This is a genomic window from Tardiphaga sp. 841_E9_N1_2 (genome assembly GCF_051811065.1).
GTDB classification, from domain to species: Bacteria; Pseudomonadota; Alphaproteobacteria; order Rhizobiales; family Xanthobacteraceae; genus Tardiphaga; species Tardiphaga robiniae.
The window spans coordinates 5,256,030-5,270,163 of sequence record NZ_JBPWQC010000001.1 but is presented as its reverse complement, the minus strand read 5'-3'; the positions used below and the strand labels follow the sequence as shown (position 1 = coordinate 5,270,163).

Here is a 14,134-nt window from a genome sequence, read left to right as displayed (position 1 = left end):
CGGTTCTATCACTTCGAGATTCCGGGTTCGCTCGCAGCTAACGCTGCGCGCGCCCCGGAATGACGGCTTGGATCAAAAAATTACTTCGCCGCGTCCCAATCCGGCCGAACGGCGCCGGCGAGACCCGTAGCGGCGCCCTCCACCAGCTCGAGCACAAGCAACCGGTTTTGATCGACCGGACCCGGCATGGTCACATTGCCCTTAGGGATCGCCTTGAAGCCGACCCGGCGGTAATAGGGCTCGTCGCCGACCAGCACGATGAGCTTGTGCCCCTTCTTGCGCGCATCGGCGATGGCGCGGTCCAGCAGCTTGCGGCCGACGCCGCGGCTGCGGAATGGCGGCTCGACGGTCAGCGGCCCGAGCAGCAGTGCCGGCGTATCACCCACACAGATCGGCAATTGCCGGACCGAGCCGACCAGCAGCGTGCCGATCCGTGCCGTGAAAGACAGGTCGAGCAGATGACCGACATGTTCACGCAGCCGGTAGGCTGATAGCACGTAACGGCCCGGGCCGAAGGTGCGGGCATGCAGCCGTTCGATGATCTGGGCGTCGTTGGCGGTTTCCGCCAGGATGGTCAGAGAAAGGTCATTCATGTCGGGAGGCGGGATAGCATTTGGCGGGCGCGCGGTCCATTGCCCGGGCGGACGGGATCAGACCCGCCAGGTAGCGCTGATCGGCTTGCCGTCGAAGATCTCGGCCAGCCGCAGCCGGGTGCCCTCGGTGGTGTCGTGAGGCAGGGCATCGAGGGCGAAGAAACCGGTTTCGGCGATTTCGCGATTGGGCTCGGGCAACCAGTCCTGCCGGAACTGCCTGACCACATAGACCGCCACATGATCGCGGATCGAGACATGGCTGTTGAGGAAGACGCCATGCAGAACCGGCTCTCCCGTGAGTTCGATGCGCCCCTCTTCCCGCAGCTCCATGTCTAGCGCCTCGCGAAAGGTCTGGCCGACTTCGACGCCGCCGCCGGGCAGATACCAGCCGGTGACATAAGTGTGCCGGACTAGAAACACGCGATTGTCAGCGTCCAGCACCACGGCACGGACGCCCAAGGTCATGCCGCGGGCGAAGCGGAAATACAGATGCACGAATTTGCGCAGGGTCGGCTCCAGCCGCTGCCGCAACGTCGGTGAGGTCATCGCGGCAAATTCCTGGCTGGCGACACGGTGGGTGCTTGCGTCATATGCCCCACCTTGCCAAAACATGCAGGGATTTCACAGGCATGAGGGCGCATTGAGCCGGCTTGTTCACATACGCGCAGGGACAGATCGCTTCTCATGACCGCTTTCACCCTCGCCCATCTGTCCGATCCGCATGTTCCGCCGATGCCAGAGCCGCAATGGCGCGAGCTCCTGGGCCAGCGCGTGCTCGGCTATCTGAACTGGCGGCGTAACCGGCATCTGATCCACCGCCGCGATATGCTGGATGTCATCGTCAGCGACATGCAGGCGCAGCAGCCGGACCATATTGCCGTCACTGGCGATCTCGTGAATCTCGCCCTGGATGCCGAATTCCCGCGCGCGCGCCGCTGGATCGAAAGCGTCGGCACACCGGACAAGGTCTCGCTGGTACCCGGCAATCACGACGCCTATGTGCGCGGAGCACCCGAACGTTTCGCCGAGACTTTCGGCGACTATATGCGCAGTGACGGCACCCCCGATACGCGCTTTCCATTTCTGCGTATCCGCGGCCCGCTGGCTCTGATCGGCGTGTCGTCGAGTGTGCCAACCGCGCCGTTCATGGCGACGGGCTCGCTCGGCGACGCACAGCTTAAGGCGCTCAACATTATGCTTGGCGGCCTCGCCGACGCTCATCTGTTTCGCGTATTGCTGATTCATCATCCGCTACGCTCAAAGCAGAAAATGAAGCGACTGACGGATTCCGAAGCGCTGCAAGCTGTGCTCAAGCGCCACGGCGTCGAACTGATCCTGCACGGCCACGACCACATTCATTCGACCATGTGGTTCGACGGCCCACAGCGGCGCATTCCCGCAATCGGCGTGCCATCGGCATCATCGGTTGCACACGGCCACAAGCCGGCAGCCGCCTACAATCTGTTCGCCATCGAACGCGACGGCGAACGCTGGCGCTGCGAGCAGACGGTGCGAGGATTCGGGGGCAGCAATATGGTGCACGAGCTGACGCGGACGATGCTGGTGTAGCGTGACTAATGTCCGCGCACGGACGCGAACAGCGCGAGCGCAAATAGTCCCACGACGCCGACAATCACACCGAACACGAACGGCCAGAATCTGCTGCGCGGCTTCTTCACCGCCGTCGCTACCTCCGGCGCCGGCATTGTCACCAGCGCGTGCTCGCGCTCAATCATGCGGCGCGCGATATAGTCGGTGACCGCCTTTACGATGGTCGGAACGTCATGCGCCTCGGCCAGCACCACGCGACCGTGGCGGGTGTCCTGCACGAAGCGATACATGCGCTTGTCGCGCCCCATCGCCACATGGGCGACCATGTCGATCCACAGCCGCGGCGTGTCGCCCTGGCTGATGCCTCGGTCGAACATCTCGATGCCAACAGGAATCTCGGCGAACAGCGGATCGAGCGCTTCATTGAGGATCTCCAGCCGCGCCACTTCGGCATCGCGCAACTCGACGACGACACCGGTGCGATCGGCCGCCTCGATGCGGGCCTGACGCAACGCGTCGCGCAGTCGCTGCGGCCTGACTTCCTCGACAGGCTTCGTCCCGTTACTCGCCACGCTGGACCCCTTTCTGGCTGCCTGAGCGCGCCATCCACCGGTCAGTAACCTATCAGTAACCACGAGTGCCGGAAAGGCCGTTTGTTTCCAGAGGCTTGGCCGCTAAACGCATCAACGGCCCCACCCGGTTTCCCGGATGAGGCCGCTGATATCCTTGGACGTCTTCTTATGGGCAAATCAGCGACAGGCTTGAGGCGAGCGGCGGCACTGGCGCCGCTCGGGTCTCAGCCTCAGGCGAACCGTCGGTCCTAAGCGACCTGGCGGCTCGGCTCTTCGACGATGGAGAAGCGGACGCCGGCGCGGTGGCGATTCTCTTCCGACACGGTCTTCCAGGCTTCTTCGGCCTGCTTGCGCGTCTTGAACGGGCCCTGCACCTGGGCCGAGCCTTCAACCAGCTTGTGGAAGTTCATCGAACCGAACTCGCCGCCGATGACCCAGAAATTGCTACCGTGTGACATGTCGTGCTCCTGTTCATTCCTTAAATCGACATTCGTGACATGCGATGCATTCACCGTGTGAACAGATAACGCCATGTCAGGCAAAACCACCAGATGCCTTGTGTTTGAATGGTGATGTGATGTAACATCACGACTTATAATAAATGTCATTTTGTCGATTTTGTCACAATCAACGACCGAGTGGCGACTCGGGAACCAGGAATTGGCGCGGATGGCGGGCGAGTCTGGCAAGAAGCTGTTCGTGGGGCCGCGCTTCAGGCGGATCCGGCAGCAACAGGGCCTGTCCCAGACCCAGATGGCAGAGGGCCTCGGCATTTCGCCGAGCTACATCAATCTGATTGAGCGCAACCAGCGGCCGGTCACCGCGCAGTTGCTGCTGCGCCTCGCCGAGACCTATGACCTCGATCTCCGCGATCTCGCGACGGCGGATGAAGATCGCTTCTTCGCGGAGCTGAACGAAATCTTTTCCGATCCGCTGTTTCGCCAGATCGATTTGCCGAAACAGGAATTGCGCGACCTTGCCGAACTCTGTCCCGGCGTCACGCATGCGCTGCAGCGGCTCTATGCGGCTTATACCGAAGCGCGGCGCGGCGAGACCATGGTGGCGGCGCAGATGGCCGATCGGCACGAAGGCGCGCCCTTCGAAGCCAATCCGATCGAGCGCGTGCGTGATTTGATCGAGGCCAACCGCAATTACTTCCCCGAACTCGAAACGACCTCCGAAGGCCTACGCGACGAGATCAACGTGCCGTCGCAGGATCTGTTTGCGGCGCTGAGCGCACGACTGCGCGACAAATACTCGATCGTGACCCGCATCATGCCGGTGGACGTGATGCGCGAGACGCTCAGACGTTTCGACCGGCATCGCCGGCAATTGCTGATCTCCGAAATGGTCGATGCTCCCGGCCGCGCCTTTCAGGTCGCGTTCCAGATCGGCCTCGTCGAATGTTCATCGCATTTCGAGACCATCATTGGCCGCGCCGGGCCGCTCGACGACACCACACGGCGGCTCTATCGCATCACGCTGGCCAACTATTTCGCAGCGGCGGCACTGATGCCCTATGCAGCGTTTCATGCCGCCGCGGAAGCGCTGAGCTATGACGTGCAGGTGCTCGGCCAGCGTTTCAATGTCGGATTCGAGCAAATCTGTCATCGCCTCACCACGCTGCAGCGGCCGAATGCGCGCGGCGTGCCGTTCTTCATGCTGCGCGTCGATAATGCTGGCAACGTGTCGAAGCGGTTTTCATCCGGAACCTTCCCGTTCTCGAAATTCGGCGGCACCTGTCCACTGTGGAACGTGCATTCGACATTCGACACACCGGACCGCCTGCTGAGCCAGGTGATCGAGCTGCCCGATGGCAGCCGCTATTTCTCCATCGCACAGACGCTACGTCGGCCAGCAGCGCCGCATCCGCAGCCGCAGCCGCAACCGCGCTTCGCCATCGGCCTCGGCTGCGAGATCCGCCACGCCGGCAAGCTGGCCTATTCGGCCGGCCTCGATCTGGAAAAGACCGAAGGCACGCCGATCGGCGTCAATTGCCGCCTCTGCGAGCGCGAAAACTGCAGCCAGCGCGCGGAGCCGCCGATCACGCGCAGCCTGATCCTGGACGAGAATACGCGGCGGGTGTCGAGCTTTGCGTTCAGCAATGCGCGGGAGTTGTGAGGCGCCCCGAGCCTTTGCGGTAGAAAAAGCCGTGCTATACAGATCGCATGGGATTTGGGGTTTTCATTCACCGCACAGATTCGATCTACGACGACAGCCCGGCCGAGCAGTATCAATTTCCGAGTCAGTACCTCAGCCGGGCACAGACCTTCGTTGGCGACTGGATCATCTATTACGAACCGCGCAAGGTCGAAGCGACACGTGGCTACTTTGCCATTGCCAAGGTTGAGCGGATTATCCCAGACCCTTCAGCAGCAGGCATGTATCTCGCACTAATCGAACCATCGAGCTACCTCGATTTCGCGACACCTGTTCCCTTCACCGACGCCCAGGGCGTCATTGAGCGCGGCGTCCTGAACGAGCAAGGCCGAATTTCGGGTCGAGCCCAGTCTGCCGTGCGGCCGATTAGTCCAACGGACTTTGAACGCATTTTAACGCTCGGGCTCGATGAGAGCGATCAAGTCCTACCAAGAATTGGCGACATCACATCCATCCCACAATTCGACGAAGTACAAGCTCCTTTCAAATTCGAAGAAACGCGAGATCGGTTGAACTATCTCACTTCACGAATTGTCCGAAATCGAGCTTTTCGGCGCATCATTCTCGACGCTTATGATCGGCGCTGTGCGGTGACTGGACTCAAGCTTATCAATGGCGGTGGTCGCGCCGAGGTCGATGCAGCTCACATTCGACCTGTCGAAGCGAATGGCCCCGACATCATCAACAACGGGATCGCTCTTTCAGGCACAGCTCATTGGATGTTCGACCGTGGATTGATTAGCCTCTCCGACGAACTTGAAATCCTCATTTCTCGTCACGTGAATGATTTTGAGAGCGTCCGCGCTCTAGTCAACAAGAATGGCCATGCGCTTCCGCCTCAACGAACGTCACAGCGGCCGCATCCACATTTCTTAAGTTGGCATCGCGACAATTGCTTCAAACAATAACTGTCCATAAGGATGCCCGGGACAGGCCCGGGCATGACGACCGAAAGGGCCTTCATGCTGCGAATATTTATGTCGATTCGATTTGCAATCCTGCTCGCAACATCAGCCCTGATCGCCCTCGCCTCCCCCGCCTCCGCCCAGCGCGCCGCATCCTGCCATGGCGGCCAGAGCTTCGATCAATTCCTTGCCGGGCTGAAACAGCAGGCTGTCGCTAGCGGGGTATCGCAACGCGCGATGGCGGAAGCGGCGCCCTATCTCGTCTACGATCAGGGCATCGTCAATCGCGACCGCGGGCAGCGGGTGTTCGGGCAGTTGTTCACGCAATTCGCCGGCCGCATGGCGGCGGATTACCGGATGCAGAACGGGCAGTTGAAGATCAAGGCGAACGCCGCAGCCTTTGCGCGCGCCGAGAAGGAATATGGCGTGCCGCCAGCGGTCATCGCCGCGTTCTGGGCGCTGGAGAGCGACTTCGGCGTGCAGATGGGCAATCTGCAGACGCTGCGCTCGCTGGTGTCGCTGGCCTATGACTGCCGGCGCTCGAAGATGTTTCAGGACGAGACCATCGCCGCGCTGAAGATCATCGATCGCGGCGACCTGTCGCCGGCCGAGATGATCGGCTCATGGGCCGGCGAGCTCGGCCAGACGCAGTTTCTGCCGACGCATTATTTCAACTATGCCGTCGACTACGACGGCGATGGCCATCGTAATTTGCTGCGCAGCCCCGCCGACGTAATCGGCTCGACGGCGCATTACATTTCCACGGGCCTTAAATGGCGGCGCGGCGAACCATGGCTGCAAGAGGTGCGGGTCACCGAGAACGTACCTTGGGATCAGGCCGATCTCACCATTCAACTGCCACGCGCCAAATGGGCGTCATTCGGCGTGAGTTATCCCGACGGGCGACCGCTGCCGAATGACAGCATGCCGGCCTCGCTGCTGCTGCCGATGGGCCGCCACGGTCCCGCTTTCCTCGCTTACGCGAATTTCGCCGCCTATACCGAATGGAATAACTCGCTGATCTATTCGACCACCGCGGCCTATCTCGCCACCCGCATCAATGGCGCGTCCAAGATGCGGCAGCCGTCCGCCCCTGTCGCGCAGCTGTCACATCCCGAACTCCGCGAGCTGCAGCAACTGCTGGCGAAGCGCGGCTTCAATGTCGGCAAGATCGACGGCATCCTGGGCCAGCAGAGCCGCACGGCCGTCAAAGCCATGCAGGTCAAATTCGGCCTGCCCGCGGACTCCTGGCCGACGGCTGAATTGTTGACGGCGCTGAAATCCGGGCGCTAGAGCCTGATTTAGCTGATCCGAGAAACGGTATCCACGTCTCGAGATCACGCTCGAAATTTCTTCTCTTTTGTAAGGCCGGGGCGGTTGAATTCGGCTGGCCGCCCCCCAAGTCCATGCAACAGCATCTTTCTGCACCTTCCCCGCTGTGCCTCGAAACGCCTCACAAAAGAGCATCACATGTCATTTTACGATTCCGCCGTGCCTGCTTATCTGCAGATGCTCGGCAGCCTCTCCGCCATTCTTGACAAGGCTGAGGCCCACGTAACCGCGAAGAAGATAGAGCCGGAAGCCTTGCTCGGCGCGCGGCTTTATCCCGACATGCTGCCGCTCTCTCGCCAGGTTCAGGTTGCCTGCGATCAGGCCATGCGCGGTTGCGCCCGACTCACCCAGAACGAACCGCAGTCGGTGCCGGACACCGAGAAAACCTTTGGCGAATTGAAGCAGCGTCTGGCCAAGGCGATGGATTATGTGAAGGGCTTCACGCCGGCTCAATTCGAAGGCGCCGACGTACGCGAGGTCACGTTTCCGATCGGCGGCGGCAAGACCACGACCATGACGGGCCAGCAGTATCTGAGCAGCTTCTCGCTGCCGAACTTCTACTTCCACGTCGCTATCGCCCACGGCATTCTCCGGCATAGCGGCATCGAGATCGGCAAGCGCGACTTCCTCGGCGCGCAGTAAGCCGGACCATCACCAAAGGATATTCGACTACTGGCCGACCGATAGAGAGATCATGATCATTCAATCCGTCATCGCTACGATCGCTTTATCCTGAACCAACGACATGCAGCGCAGCGGTATTGCCAATGCGCTGCATGATGCCCAATTCGATTTCACCTTTCATCGACTGGATCATTCATCATGAGCACGTCCAAACTCTTCGAACCCTACAAGCTTGGTGCGAACACGCTGACCAATCGCACGGTAATGGCCCCGCTGACGCGCAATCGCGCATTGCCGGGCAACGTACCGAATCCGCTAGCGGTCGAATATTATAGCCAGCGTGCCAGCGCCGGCCTTCTGGTAACCGAAGGCACACCCGTCTCGCAGCAGGGCCAGGGCTATCAGGACGTCCCGGGCGTCTACACCAAGGAGCAGATCGCCGGCTGGAAGAACGTGACCGAGGCCGTGCATGCCAAGGGCGGTCATATCTATATGCAGATCTGGCACGTTGGCCGTATCTCGCATGTCAGCCTGCAGCCGAATGGCGGAGCGCCGGTGGCCCCTTCGGCGATCCGCGCCAACACCAAGACCTTCGTCAACAACACCTTCACCGACGTCTCGGAGCCCCGCGCGCTGGAGCTGGGTGAAATTCAAGGCGTCATCGACAGTTTCGCCCGCGGCGCTGCCAATGCGGTCGAAGCCGGCTTCGACGGCGTGGAGATCCATGGCGCCAACGGTTATCTGCTTGAGCAATTCGCGCGTGACAGCACCAACAAGCGCACCGACGCCTATGGCGGTTCGCTCGAGAACCGCGCCAAACTGATGCTGGAAGTGGCCGCGGCAGTTGCCAAGGAAATCGGCGGCGACAGAACCGGCATTCGCATCTCGCCGGTGACGCCGGCCAACGATGCCGCCGCCGATACGCAGGCGCAAAAGCTGTTCGACTACATCACTGACGGGCTCAGCGCCGAGAAGCTGGTCTATCTACATGTCGTCGAAGGCGCGACCGGCGGTCCGCGCGACGTGGCACCGTTCGACTATGCCAGCCTGCGCAAGCGCTTCAAGGGCACATATATCGCCAATAACGGCTTCGATCTCGCGCTGGCCAACAAGGTGCTAGCGGCCGATGCCGCCGACCTGATCGCCTTCGGCAAGCCGTTCATCTCGAATCCGGATCTGGTCGAGCGCCTGAAGATCGGCGCGCCGCTCAACGATGCCGACAAGGCGACGTTCTATGGCGGCGGCGCCAAGGGCTACACGGATTATCCGGTGCTGGGCGCGAAGCAGGCAGCGGAGTAAGTACGCCGTCATTCCGGGGCGCGCACGCATCTTTGCGGGCGCGAATCCGGAATGACAGCAAGAGAAAAGGCCGGGATCGCTCCCGGCCTTTTTTGTTGTTCAGAAAGTTCGCCTTAGTTCGACGCGCGCTTCTGCGGCGGGGTCGCAGGCCACGACTTGATCAGCGTGTCGTAGTCTACCGTCTCGCCCTTCGGCTTCTCGTTGGCCAGCTTGCGCTGGGGCGCGATGTTGCCGTCCTTCGCGGACTTGTTGTACCAGAACTCGGCGGTTTCCTTCTTGTTCAGTTTCGGTCCGCATTCGCCCTGAACCTTGGATCGTTCAAGACGTTCGAGCACCGAATCCTGAGCTGCGGCGAGTGAGTCCATCGCCTGCTGCGGGGTCTTCGCACCGGACGACGCATCGCCGATGTTCTGCCACCACAACTGCGCCAGCTTCGGATAGTCCGGGATGTTGTTGCCGGTCGGCGACCACTGCACGCGGGCCGGCGAGCGATAGAACTCGACCAGACCGCCGAGCTTCGGCGCACGTTCGGTGAACGACTTGTCCCAGATATCGCTCTCACGGATGAAGGTGAGACCGACATGGCTCTTCTTCAGCGACACCGTCTTCGAGGTGATGAACTGCAGATAGAGCCAGGCCGCCTTGCGGCGATCGGCAGGCGTCGACTTGAGCAGCGTGCCCGAACCGACGTCCTGATAGCCGAGCTTCATGCCTTCCTTCCAGTACGAGCCATGCGGCGACGGGGCCATGCGCCACTTCGGCGTACCGTCGGCATTCATGACCGCAAGACCCGGCTTCACCATGTCGGCGGTGAAGGCGGTGTACCAGAACATCTGCTGGGCGATATTGCCCTGCGCCGGCACCGGTCCCGACTCCGAGAAGGTCATGCCTTGCGCCTGCGGCGGGGCATACTTCTTCATCCAGTCGAGGTATTTCGCGATCGAGTAGACCGCTGCCGGACCGTTGGTATCGCCGCCGCGCTCGACGGAGGAGCCGACCGGACGACAGCCTTCCATGCGAATGCCCCACTCATCGACGGGCAGACCATTCGGAAGACCCCTGTCGCCATTGCCGGCCATCGATAGCCAGGCGTCGGTGAAACGCCAGCCGAGCGACGGATCCTTCTTGCCGTAATCCATGTGGCCATAGACCTTGACGCCGTTGATCTCCTTGATGTCGTTGGTGAAGAATTCAGCGATGTCTTCATAGGCCGACCAGTTCACGGGCACGCCGAGATCGTAGCCATACTTGGCCTTGAACTTGGCCTTGTAGTCGGGATTGGTGAACCAGTCGTACCGGAACCAGTAAAGATTGGCGAACTGCTGGTCCGGCAGTTGATACATCTTCTTGTCCGGCGCGGTGGTGAAGGACGTTCCAATGAAGTCCTTGACGTCGAGCGTCGGGCTGGTGACGTCCTTGCCTTCTGCGGTCATGTAGTCCGACAGCGCGATGGTCTGGCCGTAGCGGAAATGCGTGCCGATCAGGTCGGAGTCGTTGATCCAGCCGTCATAGACGTTCTTGCCTGACTGCATCTGGGTCTGCAGCTTCTCGACCACGTCGCCTTCCTGGATCAGGTCGTGCTTCAGCTTGATGCCGGTGATTTCGGAGAACGCCTTGGCCAGCGTGCGCGATTCGTATTCGTGCGTGGTGATGGTTTCGGAGACGATATTGATCTCCATGCCCTTGAACGGCTGCGCGGCCTTCTCGTACCACTGCAGTTCTTTCAGCTGCTCTGCCTTCGACAGCGTCGACGGCTGGAATTCGCTGTCGATCCACTTCTGAATGGTGGCGTCGTCGGCCTTGGCCGGCGCGGCGAGCAACGCAGTCGCCGTGATCAACGCAGCAGCGCTGGTCATCATGATATGGCGCGTCGGGCGACGTGCCTGTGTCGTCAGGTGCCTCATAGCTTCCTCCCTCACTTCCGTTTCAGGCCCGGGTTCATCCCGGGACTGCAGTCCATGCCGGTCAGACGGTGCGGAAAATTGCCACCGCCGAGACCAGCGAAATCAATGTCCCGAACCACAGATTCGAGATTTCAACTCCCTCCTCGCCGATCGGCAGCGTCGCGATCGGATCGCTGCCGACGAAGCCGATCCACAACAGGTGGATGACGGCCGCCGCGATCAGCGACAGGAACAGCCGGTCGCCGCGCGTGGTGGGAATGCGCAGGATGCCGATGCGTTCGGCTTCGGGATAAGCGACTGCGAGCCAAGTCATGGTGCCCAGCGTGAGTGCCAGCAGGCCGAAGAAGATCGCCGTCGGCGACGTCCAGGCCATCCATGCGATGTTTTCCATGACGACCTCCTAGACCCGGCCAAGCGCGAAACCGCGCGCGATGTAATTGCGGACGAACCAGATGACGAGCGCGCCGGGGATGATGGTCAGCACACCGGCGGCGGCGAGCAGGCCCCAATCCATGCCGGAGGCGGATACAGTGCGCGTCATGACCGCCGAGATCGGCTTGGCATTCACCGAGGTCAGCGTGCGCGCAAGCAGCAATTCGACCCAGGAGAACATGAAGCAGAAGAAGGCAGCGACGCCGATGCCCGACGCGATCAGCGGCACGAGAATCTTCACGAAGAACTTCGGGAACGAGTAACCATCCAGAAACGCCGTCTCGTCGATCTCGCGCGGCACGCCGGACACGAAGCCTTCGAGAATCCACACCGCCAGCGGGACGTTGAACAAGCAATGCGCCAGCGCCACTGCCCACGGCGTATCGAACAGGCCTATGGCTGAATAGAGATTGAAGAATGGCAGCGCGAACACGGCGGGCGGCGCCATCCGGTTCGACAGCAGCCAGAAGAACAGGTGCTTGTCGCCGAGGAAACGATAGCGCGAGAACGCGTAAGCTGCCGGCAGCGCGAAAGAGATCGACAGGATGGTGTTAATGATGACGTATTTCAGCGAATTGATGTAACCGGAATACCAGCTCTCGTCGGTGAAGATGCGGGTATAGTTCTCCAGCGTCGGCTGGTGCGGCCACAGCGTCATGGTCGAGACGATCTCGCCATTGGTCTTGAAGCTCATATTCACGAGCCAGTAGATCGGCAGCAGCAAGAACACCAAAAACAGTAACAGGATAATGCGACGCCCAGGGATCGTATGCATCAGACCGCTCCCTCGCGCTTGGTGTGATCGACGCCGGCATTGGTCATCACGGTGTAGAATATCCAGCACACGATCAGCACGATGATGTTGTAGACCAGCGACAGCGCCGCAGCCTTGCCGAGATCGAACTGGCCGAGCGCGATCTTGACAAGCTCAATGGAGACGAAGGTGGTCGAATTGCCGGGGCCGCCGCCGGTGACCACGAAGGGCTCGGTATAGATCATGAAACTATCCATGAAACGCAACAGCACGCCGATCAGCAACACACGGTTGAGCTTCGGCAACTGGATCGCGCGAAACACCGCCCAGCGCGACGCGCCGTCGATCTGTGCCGCCTGATAATAAGCATCGGGGATCGATTTCAGGCCTGCGTAACACAGCAGCGCGACGAGGCTGGTCCAGTGCCAGACATCCATCACGATGACGGTGGCCCAGGCATCAAACTCGTTCGACACGTAATTATAGTCGATACCCATGTGGTTGAGCGTGTAGCCGAGCAGGCCAATGTCGGGCCGCCCGAAGATCTGCCAGATGGTGCCGACCACGTTCCATGGAATCAAAAGCGGCAGCGCGAGGATCACGAGGCAGGCTGCGACGCGCCAGCCGTCACGCGGCATCGACAACGCGACCAGAATGCCGAGTGGCACTTCGATGGCGAGGATGATCGCGGAGAAAGCCAGATTGCGCAGCAGGGACGCGTAGAAGCGCCCGCCGAGATCGCTGGACGGATCAAGCAGCTCCTTGAACCAGCCGACGCCGTTCCAGAAGAATTGGTTGTTGCCGAAGGTGTCCTGCACCGAATAGTTCACGACCGTCATCAGCGGCAGCACCGCGGAGAACGCCACGATGAGAAACACCGGCAGGACGAGGAACCAGGCTTTTTGATTGATGGTTTTGTCCATCATGCAACCCCTTCGACAAGGCGGCTGTCGGCGTAAACGTGCACCCGGCTGGGATCGAACACCAGCCCGACATCGCTCCCCGCAATAGAAAATCCCTGAGGGACGCGCGCGGCGAACTTGACGCCGCCGATGCGGACGCGCGCGAAACTGATGCGACCAAGATCGTCGACCCGCTCGACCTGCGCCAACAGCAAGCCCGGTGCGGGCGTCGCAACATGGACGAATTCGGGGCGAACGCCGATTTCGATTGTCGCGCCCGCTGGCAACTTGTCGTAGCTGCGCTGCAGCGCGATCACGTGCCCGCCGATACGCGCCTCGCGGCCGCTGACTTCGGCCGGCACGATATTCATGCCGGGCGAGCCGATGAAATAGCCGACGAATGTATGTGCGGGCTTGTCGAACAATTCCTGCGGCGTGCCGGACTGTACGACACGGCCGTCATGCATCACCACCACCGTATCGGCAAAGGTCAACGCTTCGGTTTGGTCGTGAGTTACATAGATCATCGTCAGATCCAGCGCGCGGTGCAGCGCCTTCAGCTTCGACCGCAATTCCCATTTCAGGGCGGGATCGATCACCGTCAGTGGTTCGTCGAACAGCACGGCGGCGACATCGGAGCGCACCAGACCGCGGCCGAGCGAGATCTTCTGCTTGGCATCGGGCGTTAGCCGCGTCGCCTTGCGACCCAGATAGGGCGTGAGATCGAGGAGTTCGCCGATCTCGGCGACACGTGCATCGATCTGCGCCTTCGGCACGCCGCGATTCTTCAGCGGAAAAGCGAGATTCTCGCCGACCGTCATGGTGTCGTAGATGACCGGAAACTGGAACACCTGCGCGATGTTGCGTTTCTGCGTCGACAACGGCGTGATATCCTTGCCGTCGAACAGGATCTGCCCGCGCGTCGGCGTCACGATGCCGGAGATCAAATTGAGCAGCGTGGTCTTGCCGCAACCGGATGGGCCGAGCAGCGCATAGGCGCCGCCTTGCCGCCAGGTCATGGAGATCGGCTTCAGCGCGAATGATTCCGGGTCGGCATCATTGCCGCTGTAGGACTGCGCGAGATCGACGAGATCGATGCGGGCCAT

15 protein-coding genes are annotated in these 14,134 nt (G+C 61.1%); 6 read left to right on the top strand and 9 right to left on the bottom strand.

Features of this window, described 5'->3' with window-relative positions; translation table 11 throughout:
• Positions 1-80 precede the first annotated feature (80 nt).
• Both AB8A50_RS25245 and AB8A50_RS25240 read right to left on the bottom strand, forming a co-directional pair.
• Positions 81-593 (bottom strand): GNAT family N-acetyltransferase, encoded by a 513-nt coding sequence (locus AB8A50_RS25245; protein ID WP_093759621.1) that lies wholly within the window; start codon positions 591-593, stop codon positions 81-83.
• Between the two features lie 57 nt (positions 594-650).
• Positions 651-1,139, bottom strand: a complete 489-nt coding sequence (locus AB8A50_RS25240; protein WP_093760065.1) for an NUDIX domain-containing protein — start codon at positions 1,137-1,139, stop codon at positions 651-653.
• Positions 1,140-1,277: 138 nt separating this feature from the next.
• On the opposite strand from AB8A50_RS25240, the gene AB8A50_RS25235 reads away from it, so the two are divergent.
• Positions 1,278-2,162, top strand: coding sequence for a metallophosphoesterase family protein (locus AB8A50_RS25235; protein ID WP_439057103.1), 885 nt, complete (start codon positions 1,278-1,280; stop codon positions 2,160-2,162).
• A 5-nt stretch (positions 2,163-2,167) separates the two neighbouring features.
• Here AB8A50_RS25235 and AB8A50_RS25230 read toward each other — a convergent pair whose 3' ends face one another.
• Positions 2,168-2,716, bottom strand: coding sequence for a hypothetical protein (locus AB8A50_RS25230; RefSeq protein WP_439057102.1), 549 nt, complete (start codon positions 2,714-2,716; stop codon positions 2,168-2,170).
• A gap of 248 nt (positions 2,717-2,964) precedes the next feature.
• On the bottom strand, positions 2,965-3,174 hold the full coding sequence (locus AB8A50_RS25225; protein WP_068733054.1) for a DUF4170 domain-containing protein: 210 nt from the start codon (positions 3,172-3,174) through the stop codon (positions 2,965-2,967).
• Positions 3,175-3,385: 211 nt separating this feature from the next.
• Between AB8A50_RS25225 and AB8A50_RS25220 the strand changes: the two genes are divergently transcribed.
• The 5 genes from AB8A50_RS25220 to AB8A50_RS25200 all read left to right on the top strand — a co-directional run bounded on the left by AB8A50_RS25220 (position 3,386) and on the right by AB8A50_RS25200 (position 9,036).
• Positions 3,386-4,837 carry a helix-turn-helix domain-containing protein gene (locus AB8A50_RS25220; RefSeq protein ID WP_439079285.1) on the top strand — a complete coding sequence of 484 codons (1,452 nt, stop codon included), beginning with the start codon at positions 3,386-3,388 and terminating at the stop codon, positions 4,835-4,837.
• Between the two features lie 47 nt (positions 4,838-4,884).
• Positions 4,885-5,784 (top strand): HNH endonuclease, encoded by a 900-nt coding sequence (locus AB8A50_RS25215; protein WP_175368669.1) that lies wholly within the window; start codon positions 4,885-4,887, stop codon positions 5,782-5,784.
• A 69-nt stretch (positions 5,785-5,853) separates the two neighbouring features.
• Positions 5,854-7,074, top strand: a complete 1,221-nt coding sequence (locus AB8A50_RS25210) for a lytic murein transglycosylase (protein WP_439079284.1) — start codon at positions 5,854-5,856, stop codon at positions 7,072-7,074.
• 177 nt (positions 7,075-7,251) lie between these two features.
• The gene (locus AB8A50_RS25205) at positions 7,252-7,755 is read left to right on the top strand and encodes a DUF1993 domain-containing protein (protein ID WP_093759626.1); all 504 of its coding nucleotides are present in this window, start codon (positions 7,252-7,254) and stop codon (positions 7,753-7,755) included.
• Positions 7,756-7,935: 180 nt separating this feature from the next.
• On the top strand, positions 7,936-9,036 hold the full coding sequence (locus AB8A50_RS25200; RefSeq protein WP_439079282.1) for an alkene reductase: 1,101 nt from the start codon (positions 7,936-7,938) through the stop codon (positions 9,034-9,036).
• Between the two features lie 113 nt (positions 9,037-9,149).
• Here the strand turns inward: AB8A50_RS25200 and AB8A50_RS25195 are convergent, their stop codons facing one another.
• From AB8A50_RS25195 to AB8A50_RS25175, 5 genes are all read right to left on the bottom strand, one after another.
• The gene (locus tag AB8A50_RS25195; protein WP_439079281.1) at positions 9,150-10,940 is read right to left on the bottom strand and encodes an ABC transporter substrate-binding protein; all 1,791 of its coding nucleotides are present in this window, start codon (positions 10,938-10,940) and stop codon (positions 9,150-9,152) included.
• A gap of 61 nt (positions 10,941-11,001) precedes the next feature.
• Positions 11,002-11,331, bottom strand: coding sequence for a DUF2160 domain-containing protein (locus AB8A50_RS25190; RefSeq protein WP_439079279.1), 330 nt, complete (start codon positions 11,329-11,331; stop codon positions 11,002-11,004).
• A 9-nt stretch (positions 11,332-11,340) separates the two neighbouring features.
• Positions 11,341-12,147, bottom strand: coding sequence for a carbohydrate ABC transporter permease (locus AB8A50_RS25185; RefSeq protein WP_120288339.1), 807 nt, complete (start codon positions 12,145-12,147; stop codon positions 11,341-11,343).
• Positions 12,147-13,049 (bottom strand): carbohydrate ABC transporter permease, encoded by a 903-nt coding sequence (locus tag AB8A50_RS25180; RefSeq protein ID WP_439080031.1) that lies wholly within the window; start codon positions 13,047-13,049, stop codon positions 12,147-12,149. The genes AB8A50_RS25185 and AB8A50_RS25180 overlap by 1 nt, the downstream gene beginning before the upstream one ends.
• Positions 13,049-14,134 carry an ABC transporter ATP-binding protein gene (locus AB8A50_RS25175; RefSeq protein WP_439079278.1) on the bottom strand — a complete coding sequence of 362 codons (1,086 nt, stop codon included), beginning with the start codon at positions 14,132-14,134 and terminating at the stop codon, positions 13,049-13,051. The genes AB8A50_RS25180 and AB8A50_RS25175 overlap by 1 nt, the downstream gene beginning before the upstream one ends.

What these genes read in the sequence shown, in the direction of transcription:
- AB8A50_RS25245 (WP_093759621.1), bottom strand. Translation starts at nt 593, where the DNA reads ATGAATGACCTTTCTCTGACCATCCTGGCGGAAACCGCCAACGACGCC.
- AB8A50_RS25240 (WP_093760065.1), bottom strand. Translation starts at nt 1,139, where the DNA reads ATGACCTCACCGACGTTGCGGCAGCGGCTGGAGCCGACCCTGCGCAAA.
- AB8A50_RS25235 (WP_439057103.1), top strand. Translation starts at nt 1,278, where the DNA reads ATGACCGCTTTCACCCTCGCCCATCTGTCCGATCCGCATGTTCCGCCG.
- AB8A50_RS25225 (WP_068733054.1), bottom strand. Translation starts at nt 3,174, where the DNA reads ATGTCACACGGTAGCAATTTCTGGGTCATCGGCGGCGAGTTCGGTTCG.
- AB8A50_RS25220 (WP_439079285.1), top strand. Translation starts at nt 3,386, where the DNA reads ATGGCGGGCGAGTCTGGCAAGAAGCTGTTCGTGGGGCCGCGCTTCAGG.
- AB8A50_RS25215 (WP_175368669.1), top strand. Translation starts at nt 4,885, where the DNA reads ATGGGATTTGGGGTTTTCATTCACCGCACAGATTCGATCTACGACGAC.
- AB8A50_RS25210 (WP_439079284.1), top strand. Translation starts at nt 5,854, where the DNA reads ATGTCGATTCGATTTGCAATCCTGCTCGCAACATCAGCCCTGATCGCC.
- AB8A50_RS25205 (WP_093759626.1), top strand. Translation starts at nt 7,252, where the DNA reads ATGTCATTTTACGATTCCGCCGTGCCTGCTTATCTGCAGATGCTCGGC.
- AB8A50_RS25200 (WP_439079282.1), top strand. Translation starts at nt 7,936, where the DNA reads ATGAGCACGTCCAAACTCTTCGAACCCTACAAGCTTGGTGCGAACACG.
- AB8A50_RS25195 (WP_439079281.1), bottom strand. Translation starts at nt 10,940, where the DNA reads ATGAGGCACCTGACGACACAGGCACGTCGCCCGACGCGCCATATCATG.
- AB8A50_RS25190 (WP_439079279.1), bottom strand. Translation starts at nt 11,331, where the DNA reads ATGGAAAACATCGCATGGATGGCCTGGACGTCGCCGACGGCGATCTTC.
- AB8A50_RS25185 (WP_120288339.1), bottom strand. Translation starts at nt 12,147, where the DNA reads ATGCATACGATCCCTGGGCGTCGCATTATCCTGTTACTGTTTTTGGTG.
- AB8A50_RS25180 (WP_439080031.1), bottom strand. Translation starts at nt 13,049, where the DNA reads ATGGACAAAACCATCAATCAAAAAGCCTGGTTCCTCGTCCTGCCGGTG.
- AB8A50_RS25175 (WP_439079278.1), bottom strand. Translation starts at nt 14,134, where the DNA reads ATGGCCCGCATCGATCTCGTCGATCTCGCGCAGTCCTACAGCGGCAAT.